Source organism: Methanolobus psychrotolerans, assembly GCF_002243045.1.
Taxonomy (GTDB): Archaea; Halobacteriota; Methanosarcinia; order Methanosarcinales; family Methanosarcinaceae; genus Methanolobus; species Methanolobus psychrotolerans.
Window position 1 is genome coordinate 30,644 of sequence record NZ_MBKP01000027.1, and the last position, 15,839, is coordinate 46,482.

A 15,839-nucleotide genomic window follows, 5' to 3' on the forward strand; every position below is an offset into this window, starting at 1 on the left:
CTCTGATATCATAGTTAATTAGATATTGTTTTCGCTCAGCAATAAAGTCGTCTGTTTTACCGGCGTATTAACTTGTAATTCGTACTACCAGCACCAATCTTTCTCGCATACTCAAGGTGGATCATAGGGTCTATACCCCATACATTATTAATACGGCCCCTATTTTCATGTTTCATTTTCTCATTTACAAGATCAAGGCTTGCCTTATCAATGGCAACAGGATCTTTTGAAGCCGTGATACCTACATCCCCCACAAAAGCTGGTGCTGAGAAGTTGAAACAGTCACATCCGGGAGTCAGGTCAAATATCCAGTTGATGTACCCTATTTTTCCAGACAGGAGTTTTACAGGCCCCATAGCAGCTTCCCCAAGTCTTTCCTGCATTCTCAAAGGCGCATCAAAGGGAGGAACGATAGCCTGGTAATTGCAGCTCCCAAGACATGAGAGTTCACCTCTGCACAAATCCTTATTTACACTTGCTTTCCCATTCTCAATTGACAATGCATTCCACGGACAGGTCTTGATACATTTTTTACATCCTACACATCTGTCATGGTCAATGTCAGGTTTTCCAACTTCATGAACAGCAGTCTTTCCTGCTTTATCCAGACATCCCATGCCCAGGTTCTTGACCGCTCCTCCAAATCCGGATCCGGGATGACCTTTGAAATGTGATATCATTATCATCGAATCAGCTTTTGCGATGGCTGATGCCACAGAGATCTCACTTAGTACATCCCCTCCGATATCCACTGATACAAAATCATCTCCCTGGAGCCCATCTGCACAAATTATGGGGGCACCCATGCTCCCATGCGTAAAACCATTCGTGGCAGCAGTATATAGCAGATCTGCAGCATTGAAACGCTTTCCACTGTAAAGAACGGTCGTATCCGTAATAAAAGGAATTCCACCTGCCTCCCTTACAAGATCGACTACGGTCTTTACAATAACAGGACGTACATATGTAGTGTTTCCAAGCTCTCCCGGATGTATCTTTATTGCAACAATATCACCTTTCATAACAGGAGATATTTTTGGGAAAAGGTCAACTATCTGATCGATCTGGGTGTTCTCAGGCCCGATCTCTTCTGCGGATCTAAAAAAGACTTCACTCATACCACTACCTCTGCATCTACAATTTGATATATCAGTATTTATACATACGTCCTGATCTGATGTAACCATATTGGCCAGAACAAAAACACGCCTTTGCCTCTTTTATTATAATATGTAGCAAATAGAGGAAAAAGCAAAAACACCTTTAATTTGGCACTCACCTACATATAGTATATATATTTCATAGATTAATGTATTTTACTAAGATATATAGATAATATATGCACATGATATATATTTGCGCATGATGTATTAGCGTTTGACTAAGGAAAAAGAGGAAAAAATTATGCGTTACATTAAAAAATGTATGGATACATATGCAAATACTGAGATAGAAAGTAGTCTGAAATCAATCGTCAACGGACAGTACGAAAAAACGATGAGCAAAGACGATCTGGAACTTATGCGTTTCATGATCGGCGGGATGGATGCAAAATAAGCAGCATATGGATTTTCTTATAAGTGGGAGATGAACGAATGATAATCAAAGAACCTTTATACTGTAGCCATTGTTGTACAGAAGTTAAGAGACAACTGATAGGATCTAATGTATTCTATTATTGCAAGAACTGTGAAAGAATAACTTCTGCAAAAGAGATGATAACGACCATTATCAATGATAACGGAGTTAAAACATGTGCATAATAGAGGAACTAGGTTATTCTGAAAAAAATAAAGAACATTACTGCCTAAATTGTATTATTTTCCTGAAAACAGGTAAATGCGAGTACCTGAATTACCTTGAAGCAAAATTTACTGTTAATCTTTACAGTGACTATTTTCAGGAAATAATGATAGATGAATGCGGGTATTGATTATGCAAACCAGTCTATGTAGGCAAGCAATTCTCTCTGCTCCCAGTTATTCAGTTTCACCGGACTGTCGCTTCGTGCTCCACCGAAAAGAGCTGATTTTTGATCCATATCAAGAACATGTACTTTGTATCTGCCCTCTTCACTATCGCGTATGAAATAGCCGGGACTCATAGAGTCGGATTTTTTCCACATGGTTATCTTATCATAGTCCCATAGGCATGCTGCCCACTCAGCCATTTTTTCAATATGCTCATCCATGACATCCTTCACATCGCCAATAATGACACAGTGCATTCCATTTCTTGTCAGTTCGATGCAATTGTTATGACGTATGATCATATCCATCTTATCCCAACTAGAACCACATGTAAATAGTATAAGAATTTTGTGTTCAAAATCGATTTTCGTTCCTGTTTTCATTCCTGATTATTAGAATACAATGTAAAACAAGACAGAATATCAAATAAAAAAGGTGCTATGTGAACATCATAACACCTTTAAGGATAGTCTTATTTCTTCTGCGGTGGCCAGTTCTTTTCCATCCAGCCTGGGATCCTTCCTGAATCTGCAGGACCTATCATGACATTAGCACCTGTCTCATCTTCCACGTCACCCTGCAGACGTGCTGCAAGTCCCGGAAGAATGATAGTGTTGTGTGATGTGTCCTTCTTAAGATCAAAGCCTGATCCATCTATTCCTTTCTTGATCTTTGCGGCGGTGAGCTGTCCACCTGCCACAGCCGCTTCAACACCAATACCATCAGTATCAATTGCCCAGAGGTAACAGTCTATCTTGTTGGATGAAATGTCACTCTCCACAGTATAGTATGTCAGAGCAAAGTTGGTTGTAACAAGCACAGGGGAATCTGCTGTTGGCTCTCCTACCTTGTACATACCCGGATCCACACTTACAGGTTTCCTCGGATCAGTATAGATAGTATCACGGATGTGCAGTTCAGGCAGCATTGCGTATGGTTCTGTGCTGTGGAGGATCATTATGTCACCGTATTTGATGGTGAATACTGATGCAACAACAGTTTCCCAGTAAGATGCACTTACCGGATCGTCATGAGCCATCCATGCTGTAAAAGGTACTGCCATTATCGGATAAGCAATCTCGCGGTCACCATCGATACCAGCCCTGCGTACCTTGGTGAAGTTGTTGAAGGTCTGCTTGAGCTGCTTACCGGTTGGGAATGTACCAGGATCAAGCACAAGTTTCTCAGTACCCATTTCTGCGAAAGTCTTTGCCATTGACTTGAGAAGATCAAGGTCATTTGGTGCAAAGAGTGTTACAGGTACATCGTACTCCAGTGCAAGTTCTGCGACCTCTTTCCAGTTGTCCTTGTTTGCAGCGTAGAGGAGTGGATTCTTGCCCTTTGAGACCTCAAGGCCTGCTTTGAGAACCTCAGCATTGAATGAACATAGAATGATTGGCAGGTCTGTTGTTTCGACTACTTTCTTAACGGCTGCTGCAAACTTCTTAGGATCGTTAGATGTGCTGCGTATAGCCACCATATCCACGGTGAGGAAGTCACCTACATAGAACTTCTTGAAGTCCTGGATGTATTTTACTCTTTCAACCAGGTCCTTTTCATTCATTGTGTCCCATACATCGTAGGCGAACTTCGTCTGGTTGAAGAATGTGAGCTTGTGACGGTAAAGCACATCATCTCCACCGATCTTTACGACCTTCTCGCCAGCGCCGATCTCAATTTCCCTTATCTCGGGAGCCAGGAGCTGATCAAGATCTGTGAACTTCTTTTTGAACTTCGCATCAAGGATTGGAGTACAATCTGTGAGTTTCTTTGACCTGTCAATGAGATGTGCTGCAAAGGCCATGCATGTCTTCTCACCACATTCCATACAATTGGTGCCTGGCAGGAACTTATAAGCTTCCAGTGGACTGTTAATTTTCATTTATCACACCTCCGCTCCGATCCAGTTGGTGATATCTATCTCTTCGGCCTCTATGGAGCCATAGAGTGTCTGCGTAATTTCCTTGAGCACCTGAACTGATGTCGGGTGCATCATCATGAACATGTCATTACCTGCAAGTGAGAGCGCAAGACCTGTAACGATCTCCCATATCGGACCACGATATTCTCTTGGTCCCCAGTCAGAGTCTTGCTTTAGTGGGGATGAAACCATCCATGCCTCACGGGCACCCCAAGCATTGGTAGTACCGGATGACATTGGGAATGTGAGTTCGTCATCACCCATAAGACCAGCAAGCCTTATGCGTTCCATGTTGGTGTAAGCGTAGTCAAGACCGTATCCAAGTGCAGCTGTTGTCGGGTCCATGATAATGCTGTCCCTTGGAACGTTGCACTGCTTCATGAGCTTCCTGTTGAGTTCCTTCTGAGCGTTTATCTCAAGCTGTGTCCAGGAAAGAACAACGTGTCCGTGGTTGATAGCTGCCTTTGCTATCCTCTCATAATCAAGGTTCAGGCTGGCAGATGCCAGGAGTACTCTCTCCCCCTCTGCAACCTCAGCTGCCTTTTCAAGCACTTCGGGATCTTTTTCAGGATTTCCTGAGCCACCTATCACAATAGGTACGTCAACTGCCTGAAGTACATCTTCAACAACCTTTGCTGCTTCCTTTGCAGAAGTATCGTTAATGAGAGGGTCAGTTGAAATTAAGTGAATAGTAACCATATCAGCGTTGAACTCACGCACGACTTTCTTTGCCCACTCTGCAGGGTCGTTGATAACATCTTCATAATTACCCTTTACTGACTTTGCCATATTTATAGGCATGTCAAAGACATCCATGGTGATATAGTTCCTGTGAGGCATTTCTGCATCGAAGTAGTATGGAAGTGCGTTCTCGCCACCGAGGGTCACTGTACTCTTCCTTGAGCCACCATCGGCTGATGTTGCACCAAGTGTAACTTCCTGGATTGGATTCTTCCAGTTGTCAATCTTTGCAACCTCGAATTTGGAAGCAAGTAGTTCCTGTATCTTCGGGGAAGCTGGAAGTGCCTGAGGCTGGGGCATCTCTCCCAGTCCGAAAGCAGATGCGAACAATTGTTCAGCAGGGAATCCAAGGATCCTCCCTATGTTAGCCATGTGCAGGGAGATCTGTGAGATCTCACTTCCAATTGCATAAGCGAGTGCAGGATTGAGTCCGCCGCCGCCTGTAATGTTGAGCTCAATGTCACCTTCTATGGTCACCCCTTCAAGTGATTCCACATTGAGATCCTGCAACATATCACTAAGTTGCGATAATTTCATTTTCTTTGTCATGTGCATTCCACCATATGATAATATTTGTTACAAACCAAGTTTCTGAGCGATCTTCTCAATTTCCTGTACTGCTGCAGAATCATCCGGAAGATCGAATAAAGGTTCCCCTGCAAGATCTCTTTCCACTATCATCTCATCCACGGGGATCATTCCTATCAGTTCAAGACCAAGCTCTTTTGCAGTGCCGGCGATCTTCTCATGGTTTGCATCTGTGACTTTGTTTGCAATAACATAAATGTTTGATATATCGGTCTCCAGTTCACCCACAAGCTCCCGGATACGCTCGGCAGTCCGCAGTCCCCTGCGTGAACCATCTGTGACAACTACAAGGTCATCGACATTCCTGAATATCTTCCTGCTGAAATGTTCCAGACCGGCTTCAGCATCGATTATGAGCACATCATAATTGTTCACAAGCTTGTTCATGATACCCCGAAGCAGGTTGTTGACATAACAATAACATCCTGAACCTTCCGGCCTTCCCATGACAAGCAGATCATACCCTGGCATCTCTTCAAGGATCTCGTAGAGCTTTGACTCTAATACGGATTCCTTATTGATGTCAGGAGGAAGGTTGTCACGCTCATCATGCATGTATTCCTTGATGTCACCAATCGTCTTGCTGGTTTCACACCCAAGTGTTTCGGGAAGGTTGGTGTCAGGGTCCGCATCAACGGCAAGGACAACCTTGTCACCTTTTGTAAGGTAGCGGATGAGAAGACTTGTTATTGCTGTCTTCCCTGTTCCACCTTTACCTGTCACTGCAATTATCTTAGCCACAGAAAACCTCTCTTAGTCCTGTTTCTTAATGATTACCTTTTCGATGCTTACCTTTGCATTCTTCAATATGATCCTCACACCGCCGGAACCGCCACCACTCATCATTGGCATGGATGGCATGAAGTTTGAAGGCATCATCTGCGGAGCAGAGAATCCTGCCTGTGGGACTGCTTTTGCGGGTGCTTCTTCCTCTTCAGGGGCTTCCTCTTCTTCCTCTACCCACCTTGCAAGTATTGGGTGGTTCTTTTCCTTGAGGAAGTTCCTGAGGCTCTCAACATCTGCTGCATCCTCGTCGGTTGCTACCATATCGCGAATACCTTCTGGCATATCGTTTACTATCTTATCCTTGAGCATCTTTGGCATCCATACAACCCTGTCCCAGCCACCATCGGCCTGGATGAACTTTGGTGAGCGGAAGTAATTGACACCTACTCCAAGGAAACCGACAACCTGCTTGCCTCCACCAGTCTGTCCTGCCATGGTTGAGAACTGAAGTCCGTTTGGTGCTGTGCCTGCGAAGTCCCTGTCTACCCATCCGATACCATCGACTTCAGGGATATAGAACCCTACAACTTCGAAACATCCACAGGATGTGTGCGGGTACTCGAAGAATGAGTGCAGTTTTATACGGTCGTATTCGCCGCTTGACAGTCTCTTTGCAGCTTCATTGACACCGGTGTATTCCCCGGATTCTGCATCGATGACTTCTCCTTTTGGAATTGCGAACTGTGGACCGTCCGGATCTACCTTTGCTGCTGCCCTGCCGTCGAACCAATTGATAGCACCACAAAGTGATATCCTGTCAGGTGTTACCACACAAACGTTGGTCGGAGCGAATGATGCACATAGAGTACATCCGTAGAATGTGTCAACATCCTCATCGTGAAGATCGCGGGTTCTCTCATCCCTTGCCTTGTAGACTGCCTTTGCGTTCTCGATCTCTTTTTCGATCTCTGCCATGTCAGTTATATAGACTGCTTCGACCTTCTCTATGAACGGAAGTTCGTTCTTGAAGAGCATCATTATTGCCTTTGCAACCGGCTCAAAAGAGGTCATACCTTTTTTGACCGCATCCTTTCCGACCCTCAGCCACACGTCATCTCTCTGGTTCAGGTGCATGAAGCCCTGTATGTAGTTCTGGAATTCGTGGTTCCTTCTTTCAACGATGGACTCAAGATCAGCTTCTACAAGTTCTCCGGCAATCTTGTAGATCATTGCAATAGGATATCTGGAACCTTCTTCCATGTCTGCAAGATCAGGACCTATCAATGTGAACTTATCATCCACAACATCATCCATATCTGCTGCCCTTACAAGCTCAAAGCCTTTTGACTTTGGGCCTGCAAGTTCTACATACATGTTGTCTTTTCTAATCCTTTCTCCTTCAAACATAGGAGATATTTCAAAAGGAAATTCATCTGCCATGATTAGTTCTCCGTGTTGTCAGCATTAATACTATAAATTCTCAATAAATTCGTCAAGCGCTTCAATATGTACTTCGGGTTTCAAGTTTCCGAAGGACAATGTAGCATTCTGCATGAAATGTCTCTCGATAGCAATAGTCTTCAGGTCTGTGAAGTTCTTTAGTCCTGAAAGGACCTGATCAAGATAATACTTCTTGTGTCCAAGGAAAACGATGGTATCATAAGGCCCCTGACCATCCAGGCCGCCCCATTTTTCATCTCCCAGGAAATGACCAAGTGAATGGATATTGATGTATTTTGCACCTATATCTCTATTTACCAGTGCTGTTATGGAATGTCCGGTAGCTGCTACTGGAATTCCTTTCTTTGCAATTGCAATTGTCTTCTCTACGAGGAGATGATCGCCATTTAGTATCTCAGCTCCAACTACTAAAAGAGGTCTCTTTGCCTTTGATATCAGCTTTCCTGCCACATTTGGATTTACAGGTTTTGCTATTTTTCGCCCCGAGGTAGTGTAGATCAGTGTGTTCTTGGTTGTATCGACCATTTAGCATTCCCCCTTGCAGAGTCTCTTCACATTTGTAGGCTGGGCGGAAACATCAGATTTCATCGTTGGTCCGGAAAGGATCTTCTTACGCTTCCAGTCAATTTCCCATCCATGGTCCTTCTCAAGAATCTTGAGAAGCTCCTCACGTTTTGCAAGCGGAAGGTCAGTCTCCATTCTTACGAACTTGTACCAGTCTTCCGGCATATGCCCAAGGTATTTCTGGCTCAGTTCCATGTAATGGGTTAGTTTGATCATCCTGCCCATGTTGTTGTCAGATGGACGGATACAGTTCTTTGCAAGCATAGGAAGCAGTTCTTCAATGGATTCCGCAGTTGTGAGCAGGAATTCAGGTGATGCGGGAATAGGCATTTCTGAACCGTCCCTTGCGTCATAGACCTTCCAGTCCTCTTCCTGATATGGCTTACCAATAAGTGCCCTTCTATACTTTGAACCGTGTGGTCCTACAACTACAGGGATACCGAGCCTGTTGCAGCCGGAAGCGATAGAAGCTGCCTTCTGGGAATAGGCCCCCCATGCAACACCAACGGCACCAATACGATTTGTGATGTAGTCAGCAATTTCTTCATAGTTACCGGAAACTTTCCTCTGTGCAAAAATTGCGGCTACCTTGATGGCCGTTCCTGTAATGTGGGAGTTGGAAACGCATGATCCGACGTTAATAAGGTTTCCTGCAAGGAATTTTGACGGATATTTCTCATAAAGAGTCTGGCCGTCTTCATTTTTATACATTCCAAGATCCATTGCAGAACATCCTGACATTACCACAATATAGTTCCTCTTAAGCATCTCATCTGCAACTAAGTACAAGTCCTTTGTACCGTTTGGATAGTTTGAACATCCAACCATTGCAATGATACCAGGCGTTGTTCCCATAACAAGGTTAACACCTTCTTCACGGATCTCAGGATCACTTATCTGCCCTCTGCCTGCGCGCATGAGTCCCTTCTCCTCACGGATGAGCTTCTGGGATGATTTCTCTATCATGTTGAGGATAGGGATGTCCTTTGGACATGCCTGGTCACATCTCCCACATGCGATACACTTGTCGTGCAGGTACTCAAATTTGCTGAAATCTTTGTCAACTCCTGCTTTCATTGCTGCCATGATAGGGAGATTGTCAGGACAATCCATTTCACATGCGCCACACTGGACACATTTTGCGGAAAGTTCCTGAAGCTCCTCCTCGCTTGGAAGTGCTTTGATACCCATCTCTTCACGGATCTTTGACATTTTTATCGCAAGTTCCGGAGCTACTTCCCCGAGAACATCAAAATCAAGAATAAGGGCACCTGGCTCCTTGAAAGTGGAAAGATCTTCAATGATATCTGCTGCACTGTCCTTTGACCTGTTGCGCAGACCATACATTATCTTTTCATTGGTTGTGATTACAGGAATTGAGAGCTTCTTTGCTTCATCAAGTACATCTGCTCTGACACACTGTTCATCAACAACGATCACATCGGGAACTCCGGATCTTATCATCTTGAGTTCTTTTGCAAGTGTACCAATGATCTTGGCCTGTGGCTTCTGGCCCTGATCGGTCTGATAACGGGTCATGTCAATAGCAGTACAACACAGACCTGCAAGTTCCATCTTGTCTCCCAGATCATGCTCATGTATGTAATCCATGATGTTAGTTACACCTGCGACATTGTGCCCGATGACAACAAGTACTGGTTTGCTTGAGTCAATGCACCCCATTCCAATTTCCACAAGAGGGGCCTCAGGGTCTGATTTAGGCATCCCAAGACATGAGATCTGGGCAAGGTCGGATACTTCCATACCAACGTGGTCAAGCATACCGCCGTGAAGAATCTTTGACTCAAAGTCAATTGCTGCCCCTTCCTGTCCGGCATGGATGGTAGCAAGCAGCTGGGTGAGCTGCTCCTCAACATAATCCATGACTTCTTCAAGGTCACCAAGGGTCTCAGGATTGATACCTGTTACAGCCTGGGTGTTTGGTGCCAGCAGATTTGAAGGCCCCACGTCTATTAGTTTGTCCCGTCCGTACAGGTGTATAAGATGATGAAGAATGTGGCGACCGTGTCCTGCATGCGCTGCAGCACCGGTAATTACCCTTAGAAGAGTTTCACGGGCCTGGTGAGCTTCCATGTTGATACCACAGGCACCTTCCTTATTTCCACCCAGGTCACATTTACCAAAAGTACAGTAACAACACTGGTCACAGACCGGAGTGTAAACCGGGTGGTAACGGGCTAGAAGTTTGTAATCCCATTCCCTCAGAGCTGAGATTCCAGGCTTTGGAGTAGGACCTACTTCGACTCCTTCTTCTTTTGCTTTTTTCTCAACGGCACCTACGATTTTGCCGATAGTGATCTGAACGTTTTCCAGTTCTTCAATGGAAATGTGCCCAGTTGGTATGTCGCTCATGTTTGTTTTGTCCTCCTTAATAGATAGCAGTGCTACAAAAAAACACTGTCGTATGATTAAGTGTTATTTACACATTTGTTAGTAATATTTTTGAAACTGTTGTGCAGGATGTTCTAATAACACCACCCTATATAAAAAAGTTTCCAGAATCTATCATGATTATTTGTGACCATTGGTTCAATGTTTCACATAACTTTCCAGTAAAAAAATATATCCAATGATGAGAAGATAAGCAACAATAATAGACAATTTTCACATATAAGTTTTCCGACATCTGTCACGATTATTCTTGATAGATGGTCCCTTTTTCGATATTTCGCAGAAATAGTTTTATTTGATGCCCGTCTACCATAGAGAAGCATTAGATCATGGTGAATTATTTGGACAAAAAATGCTGGATCTGCGGCAAGGAAGAAACCATGCCATTTAAATGCCGCTTTTGTGGAAAAACTTTTTGTTCCGGGCACAGGCTTCCTGAACAACATGCATGCGAGGGTCTTGAACAACTCAAGCAGGATGGTTTTTACAATAAAAGCAGCAGACAGGGAAACAACGTAACTGACGATATTTTCAAGGACGCTATCAAAAACACTGCAAAGTATGCAGCAAAAAGCGCAGCAAAGGGCATCGGCAGGAATATCAGCTACTCCATGAAGAATAGTCCGTCAATGGCTATAATTTATCTTTGTATATTCTCGTTCATTTTGCAAATCGTCATCCCTGGATATGAGCAGTTTTTTCGGATGGTACCTGCAAATATAGTGACACAACCGTGGACATTGGTAACCCATATGTTCATCCACGCAGATTTCATGCATATATTTTTCAATATGCTTGTACTTTTTTTCTTTGGACCTGAACTCGAAAGAAGAGCTGGAAAAAAGATATTCCTTTATGTATACTTCACTGCTGGCCTTGTTGCAGCTATAGCATATTCCCTGACAAGCAGCGCCCCGCACATACCGGTAGTCGGTGCCAGCGGTGCTATAATGGGCATCTTTGCGGCCCTTGCAATAATCGCCCCCGAGATAAAAGTATATCTTTATTTTATTCCAATGAGAATTACTCATGCCCTGATCCTCTTTGCACTGTTCGATTTCGCCCTGCTGGGCTCAAATGACATGATAGCCCACACGGCGCATCTGAGCGGTATCTTCGTAGGCTTGCTTATGGGATCCCGGATCAAACGAGCACAGGCCAGATACAGATCATATGAAGATATTTATAATAGAAGGTGAGCTTTCTGGCAGGAGATGCAAATCATCTTGCAAGGCTTTTTCCAAAGCCTGAAGAAGGTGAAGTTGTCCTTATTCATTTCATTGATATGCAGGACAAACTGGCAGGCTGGTCCCCGGAGCTCAAACGCTCGGTCTATGTTGATGATTTTAAAGACACAGAGAAACTCAAAAGAGTACGTGAAGTTACTCTTCTAACAGTCTACAACTGGATACTTGACGGGGAAAGTCTGATAGAACTTTCAGACATGGAAAAGATTCAGTTTGAAGAAGTGATGAATATGTTTATAAAACATGGCGGCGAAATTCTGTTTACAAGAAAGAGAATTGACGGGAGGTTTGTAAATTATTTCATTCTGGATGATAACATAAAATCAAGACAGAACATAACCACAAAATCGTTAGCGGAAATGTTGGGACACTGAACGCCCCGGAATTTTAATATGGACTAAATTGTCGCTATTCTGCCATTATAAAGTATATAAAGGTAGCATTGGCTTAGTAATACTTATGTACCCCATTAGATTTAATTGTGTCTAATAATAGTTATAACGTATACAATACTTATGAAAATTATATAATCCGATCGTTTAGATCGATCTTATTATCATTATAGTGAGGCATCATGGCTAATGTGAAAACCGGACTGAATTCTATTGTTAAATACCTTAGTACTAAAAAAGAGACAGGAAGACGAAGTATTGGCCTTCTTGTAGATGGTCCTAATGTATTGCGCAAGGAGTTTAATGTAAACCTCGAAGAGATCAGGGATGTCCTGAAAGAATACGGCAATGTAAAAATAGGAAGGGTATTCCTTAATCAATATGCATCCGATAAGCTTGTAGAAGCCATTGAAAACAATGGATTTGAACCGATTATATGTTCCAGTGATGTCGATGTACGACTTGCTGTAGAGGGAATGGAACTTGTCTATAATCCAACAATCGATACTATGGCACTTGTTACAAGAGATGCGGATTTCAAACCACTCCTGAATAAAGCCAATGAACATGGTAAAGAAACGATCCTGTTTGGTGTTGAGCCCGGCTTTTCCACAGCCCTGAGAAACTCAGCAGATTATGTCATCATACTTGAAAACGACGAAATGAATTACAATGATGACGTCCACTCTGAAGAGGATAATGCAAGTGCTGCACATGGAAAAGAGATCATACGAAATTCACGCCGCAAAAAAGATGCATTGTTCGATTATTAATGCATCTTTGTTTCATTTATCATTGATTCAAGCCTTGATGGAGATATACCATGTTTTGTATCAGTGCAGTTCTTTATCCTGTCAAGAAGTGCAGCAAGCTCTTCATTTGAAAGGTCATGACCCATGCTCCCGATGATTCCTTTCAGGGCTTTCATACCCGTATGTTTGCCCACTATAAGACTACGCTTACCACCCACCATTTCCGGACTGAAAAGTTCATATGTACGGGGTTCTTCAAGAATTGCACATACATGAATACCGGATTCATGAGAAAAAGCATGTTGTCCTACAATTGCCTTGGTAACAGCAGGCCTGATTCCGGAAAATTCGTTTACCATTCCTGAAAGTTCTGTCAGTTTTGTTGTATCGTACCTGTCAATACCATACTGTATCCTAAGTGAGACAAGTACTTCTTCAAGTGAGGCATTGCCGGCACGTTCACCTATACCGTTAACAGTAGTATGAAGCTGCTTGGCACCTGCCTCTGCTGCAGCAAGGGTGTTTGCTGTTGCCATTCCAAGGTCATTATGGCAATGGATACAGACGGGAGTTTTAACTACTTTTTTGATCTCGCTTACGAGGTAATGAGTAGTACTGGGAGTAAGAATGCCGATCGTATCTGCAATACTTACATAATCTACCTTATATTCTTCAGCAGTCCTGAAAGCAGTTTTCAATACTTCTATATCGGTCCTGCTCCCATCTTCTGCTGCAAACCTTACACCAATTCCATGGTCCTTTGCATACTGTACAGCCTCCATGGCGCAGGAAAACATTTCTTCATAGCTCTTATGATACTTATATTTCAGATGCAGATCTGACATCGCAATGAATATACTGATAAAATCAACATCACAATCAACGGCAATTTCAACATCACTCATTTTAGATCTGGAAAGACAGCATGTGCGTGCATTAAGCCCCATATTAGCGATTTCTTTAACAACTTCCTTTTCGGAAACAGAGACCACCGGAAAACCTGTTTCAATTATATCCACGCCAACAGAGTCAAGTTTTGTCGCAAGGGCAATCTTTTCTTCCCTTGTAAAAACAACTCCCGGCGTCTGTTCACCATCCCGCAATGTCACATCACAAATCTCAATATCAAGAGGTGGCAGATTCAAATAATCGATAAGCTTGTTTCTTGAGTAATCTTTAGTTTCTGACATACTTTGACTCCTGTGATTGCTGGTCAATTTCCAATACCAATATATAACTTTTAGTTTTTTTAAGACATATTGATGCTTTTATGAAAATGTTCAAGAGCAACTTTTATTTAGTGAATGGAAGGCACTTTTATGTAGCCTTTGTCTATTCCATCCTGCAAAGAGGATATTTGAACTAGTTGCCGCAATATCAGCACATTTTCCAATTGTCATGCAAGTTTACTCTGCACTTTCTCGTAAAAACCATTGACAGAACTGCTCACAAACCTTGCAGGATTTTCAGCCTTTGTAATTATGACAATATCATTTTCTTTCATACTGTAGGAATGCTGTCCATCAATGACAACTGCAGCTTCTTTCTCAGGGATTATCATTTCTACTTTCAGAGTACTGTTCCCTGGAACTATCCACGGTCTTGCAGAAAGCTTAAAAGGTGCCAGCGGCACTATAATCGATGCATCCACCCTCGGATCAACTATCGGTCCGCCTGCACTCATAGCATAAGCTGTTGAGCCCGTAGGAGTTGCAAAGACAATGCCATCAGCCCTCACATCTTCTATTTGCGAGTCATCGATCGATATCCTGAAGGTCAGTATCTTTGCAGGCCTTGCTGTTATAAGCACCATCTCATTGGTTGCGTCCTGCAACCGCTTTCCATTCAGGCACACACTGAGCCGGGAACGTTCAGTGTAGGTAAAGCCCCTCAAAACATCTTCGATGTCTTTTATGGCATCTTCCGGCGGCACATCTACAAGAAAACCCAGAGTCCCCATGTTAATTCCAAGTACAGGCAAAGGATCGTCCATTTTTGAGATATTCCTGAGCACTGTACCATCACCACCAACAGAGATTATCAATTCAACACCTGCATCACGCATTTTCTCAACCGGAAGCAAATTCTTTGTGAGGCCAAGGTGCTCCCCAGTCTTGGGAGAAACTACTATTTCTACTTTTGAACTGAATTTATCATAGATCTTTCTGACCATATCAAGAGCATCTTGCTGATCAAAACGTGATACAATCCCTATTTTACTAACGTTCATGTACTATCCCTGTTGAAAGCTTTAAGATCCTGTCATGTGCATGCCCATTGGATGCAATTACAATAACCCTGCTCACTACTTTGTCTTCCATCTTTAAAGAATCACCGTATCCATTGGTAACAATACCCCCGGCTTCTTCTACAATAAGCTTTCCTGCAGCTATATCAGTCATGCGCATTGTTCCCCTGACATCTGCAAATGCATCGGTTTTCCCGGATGCTACATAGCATAATTCAAGTGCAACACTTCCAAGTACCCTTATCCTTCTGACACTTTTTGAGATAATCGCAGCTTCCTCCGTATTGTTCCTGTAGCCATAAATACTCATACAGAATCTGCTGATATCTGAATTCCCGGATGTTTCAAGTTTTTTGCCATTAACATAAGCACCTTTGCCAGCCCCTGCATAGAAAGTATCCCCTGTTGCCAGATTTTTCACATAGCCAAAAAAAAGATCATTCGGATCATTGCCTGCAATGGCAATTGACAGGCTGTAAAATGGTATTCCGGAACATGCATTATAGGTCCCGTCAATCGGATCGATAATGAGGGTATGATCAGGAGGAGACATATCCGAAGATTTTCCCACAATCCTATCTCCCGCTTCTTCACTGATAACCCGGAAAAAATGGTGTTCCCTTTCAAGTAATGCGAAAATAACTTTTTCGGAAACATCATCTATTAGTTTTGTCGGTGTTCCGTCTGCACCAATATACAGGACCTTGCCGGCATCCGGTGTACCGACAAGTCCTTTTATTGCCTCATGAACTGCATCAGCTATCCTATCACAAAGCGCCAGGAAATCACTTGTGCACTGCATAAGGCCTGGATTTGT

16 protein-coding genes are annotated in these 15,839 nt (G+C 43.2%); 5 read left to right on the plus strand and 11 right to left on the minus strand.

Translation table 11 applies throughout. From position 1 onward, the window contains the following. Positions 1–56 precede the first annotated feature (56 nt). On the minus strand, positions 57–1,118 hold the full coding sequence (locus BB781_RS09725; protein WP_094228299.1) for a DUF362 domain-containing protein: 1,062 nt from the start codon (positions 1,116–1,118) through the stop codon (positions 57–59). A gap of 307 nt (positions 1,119–1,425) precedes the next feature. Here BB781_RS09725 and BB781_RS16360 point away from each other — a divergent pair, with 307 nt between their 5' ends. Further along, a complete protein-coding gene (locus BB781_RS16360) occupies positions 1,426–1,557 on the plus strand; it encodes a hypothetical protein (RefSeq protein ID WP_277985496.1) in 132 nt (43 codons plus the stop codon). 196 nt (positions 1,558–1,753) lie between these two features. Continuing rightward, positions 1,754–1,933: a hypothetical protein gene (locus BB781_RS09730; RefSeq protein ID WP_094228300.1), complete on the plus strand. Its 180-nt coding sequence runs from the start codon at positions 1,754–1,756 to the stop codon at positions 1,931–1,933. Here BB781_RS09730 and BB781_RS09735 read toward each other — a convergent pair whose 3' ends face one another. The 7 genes from BB781_RS09735 to cdhA all read right to left on the minus strand — a co-directional run bounded on the left by BB781_RS09735 (position 1,934) and on the right by cdhA (position 10,344). Next, positions 1,934–2,278 (minus strand): hypothetical protein, encoded by a 345-nt coding sequence (locus tag BB781_RS09735; protein ID WP_094228340.1) that lies wholly within the window; start codon positions 2,276–2,278, stop codon positions 1,934–1,936. 164 nt (positions 2,279–2,442) lie between these two features. Beyond that, the gene (acsC, locus tag BB781_RS09740) at positions 2,443–3,852 is read right to left on the minus strand and encodes an acetyl-CoA decarbonylase/synthase complex subunit gamma (RefSeq protein ID WP_094228301.1); all 1,410 of its coding nucleotides are present in this window, start codon (positions 3,850–3,852) and stop codon (positions 2,443–2,445) included. A gap of 3 nt (positions 3,853–3,855) precedes the next feature. Then, positions 3,856–5,181 carry a CO dehydrogenase/acetyl-CoA synthase subunit delta gene (cdhD, locus tag BB781_RS09745; RefSeq protein ID WP_094228302.1) on the minus strand — a complete coding sequence of 442 codons (1,326 nt, stop codon included), beginning with the start codon at positions 5,179–5,181 and terminating at the stop codon, positions 3,856–3,858. A 27-nt stretch (positions 5,182–5,208) separates the two neighbouring features. Further along, positions 5,209–5,961, minus strand: coding sequence for an ATP-binding protein (locus BB781_RS09750; RefSeq protein WP_094228303.1), 753 nt, complete (start codon positions 5,959–5,961; stop codon positions 5,209–5,211). A 12-nt stretch (positions 5,962–5,973) separates the two neighbouring features. Continuing rightward, on the minus strand, positions 5,974–7,386 hold the full coding sequence (cdhC, locus tag BB781_RS09755; RefSeq protein ID WP_094228304.1) for a CO dehydrogenase/CO-methylating acetyl-CoA synthase complex subunit beta: 1,413 nt from the start codon (positions 7,384–7,386) through the stop codon (positions 5,974–5,976). Between the two features lie 30 nt (positions 7,387–7,416). Continuing rightward, the gene (gene cdhB / locus BB781_RS09760) at positions 7,417–7,932 is read right to left on the minus strand and encodes a CO dehydrogenase/acetyl-CoA synthase complex subunit epsilon (protein ID WP_094228305.1); all 516 of its coding nucleotides are present in this window, start codon (positions 7,930–7,932) and stop codon (positions 7,417–7,419) included. Next, positions 7,933–10,344 carry a CO dehydrogenase/acetyl-CoA synthase complex subunit alpha gene (gene cdhA / locus BB781_RS09765; RefSeq protein WP_094228306.1) on the minus strand — a complete coding sequence of 804 codons (2,412 nt, stop codon included), beginning with the start codon at positions 10,342–10,344 and terminating at the stop codon, positions 7,933–7,935. 371 nt (positions 10,345–10,715) lie between these two features. Between cdhA and BB781_RS09770 the strand changes: the two genes are divergently transcribed. The 3 genes from BB781_RS09770 (at position 10,716) to BB781_RS09780 (ending at position 12,795) form a co-directional block, all read left to right on the plus strand. Further along, positions 10,716–11,582: a rhomboid family intramembrane serine protease gene (locus BB781_RS09770; protein ID WP_242492611.1), complete on the plus strand. Its 867-nt coding sequence runs from the start codon at positions 10,716–10,718 to the stop codon at positions 11,580–11,582. Then, positions 11,579–12,004 (plus strand): hypothetical protein, encoded by a 426-nt coding sequence (locus tag BB781_RS09775; RefSeq protein ID WP_242492608.1) that lies wholly within the window; start codon positions 11,579–11,581, stop codon positions 12,002–12,004. Before BB781_RS09770 ends, BB781_RS09775 begins: the two co-directional genes overlap by 4 nt. 200 nt (positions 12,005–12,204) lie before the next feature. Next, positions 12,205–12,795, plus strand: a complete 591-nt coding sequence (locus BB781_RS09780; protein ID WP_242492609.1) for a TIGR00288 family NYN domain-containing protein — start codon at positions 12,205–12,207, stop codon at positions 12,793–12,795. Here BB781_RS09780 and BB781_RS09785 read toward each other — a convergent pair. The 3 genes from BB781_RS09785 to BB781_RS09795 all read right to left on the minus strand — a co-directional run bounded on the left by BB781_RS09785 (position 12,792) and on the right by BB781_RS09795 (position 15,824). After that, positions 12,792–13,964, minus strand: a complete 1,173-nt coding sequence (locus BB781_RS09785; protein ID WP_094228308.1) for a homocitrate synthase family protein — start codon at positions 13,962–13,964, stop codon at positions 12,792–12,794. The genes BB781_RS09780 and BB781_RS09785 overlap by 4 nt on opposite strands. 206 nt (positions 13,965–14,170) lie before the next feature. Then, entirely contained in the window at positions 14,171–15,004 is an 834-nt protein-coding gene (locus BB781_RS09790; protein ID WP_094228309.1) for an NAD(+)/NADH kinase, read from the minus strand. Next, the gene (locus tag BB781_RS09795) at positions 14,994–15,824 is read right to left on the minus strand and encodes a bifunctional fructose-bisphosphatase/inositol-phosphate phosphatase (protein WP_094228310.1); all 831 of its coding nucleotides are present in this window, start codon (positions 15,822–15,824) and stop codon (positions 14,994–14,996) included. Before BB781_RS09795 ends, BB781_RS09790 begins: the two co-directional genes overlap by 11 nt. Positions 15,825–15,839 lie beyond the last annotated feature (15 nt).

Coding starts and splice junctions, on each gene's coding strand:
- BB781_RS09725 (WP_094228299.1), bottom strand. CDS start 1,118: ATGAGTGAAGTCTTTTTTAGATCCGCAGAAGAGATCGGGCCTGAGAAC.
- BB781_RS16360 (WP_277985496.1), top strand. CDS start 1,426: ATGGATACATATGCAAATACTGAGATAGAAAGTAGTCTGAAATCAATC.
- BB781_RS09730 (WP_094228300.1), top strand. CDS start 1,754: ATGTGCATAATAGAGGAACTAGGTTATTCTGAAAAAAATAAAGAACAT.
- BB781_RS09735 (WP_094228340.1), bottom strand. CDS start 2,278: ATGGATATGATCATACGTCATAACAATTGCATCGAACTGACAAGAAAT.
- acsC (WP_094228301.1), bottom strand. CDS start 3,852: ATGAAAATTAACAGTCCACTGGAAGCTTATAAGTTCCTGCCAGGCACC.
- cdhD (WP_094228302.1), bottom strand. CDS start 5,181: ATGACAAAGAAAATGAAATTATCGCAACTTAGTGATATGTTGCAGGAT.
- cdhC (WP_094228304.1), bottom strand. CDS start 7,386: ATGGCAGATGAATTTCCTTTTGAAATATCTCCTATGTTTGAAGGAGAA.
- cdhB (WP_094228305.1), bottom strand. CDS start 7,932: ATGGTCGATACAACCAAGAACACACTGATCTACACTACCTCGGGGCGA.
- cdhA (WP_094228306.1), bottom strand. CDS start 10,344: ATGAGCGACATACCAACTGGGCACATTTCCATTGAAGAACTGGAAAAC.
- BB781_RS09780 (WP_242492609.1), top strand. CDS start 12,205: ATGGCTAATGTGAAAACCGGACTGAATTCTATTGTTAAATACCTTAGT.
- BB781_RS09785 (WP_094228308.1), bottom strand. CDS start 13,964: ATGTCAGAAACTAAAGATTACTCAAGAAACAAGCTTATCGATTATTTG.
- BB781_RS09790 (WP_094228309.1), bottom strand. CDS start 15,004: ATGAACGTTAGTAAAATAGGGATTGTATCACGTTTTGATCAGCAAGAT.
- BB781_RS09795 (WP_094228310.1), bottom strand. CDS start 15,824: ATGCAGTGCACAAGTGATTTCCTGGCGCTTTGTGATAGGATAGCTGAT.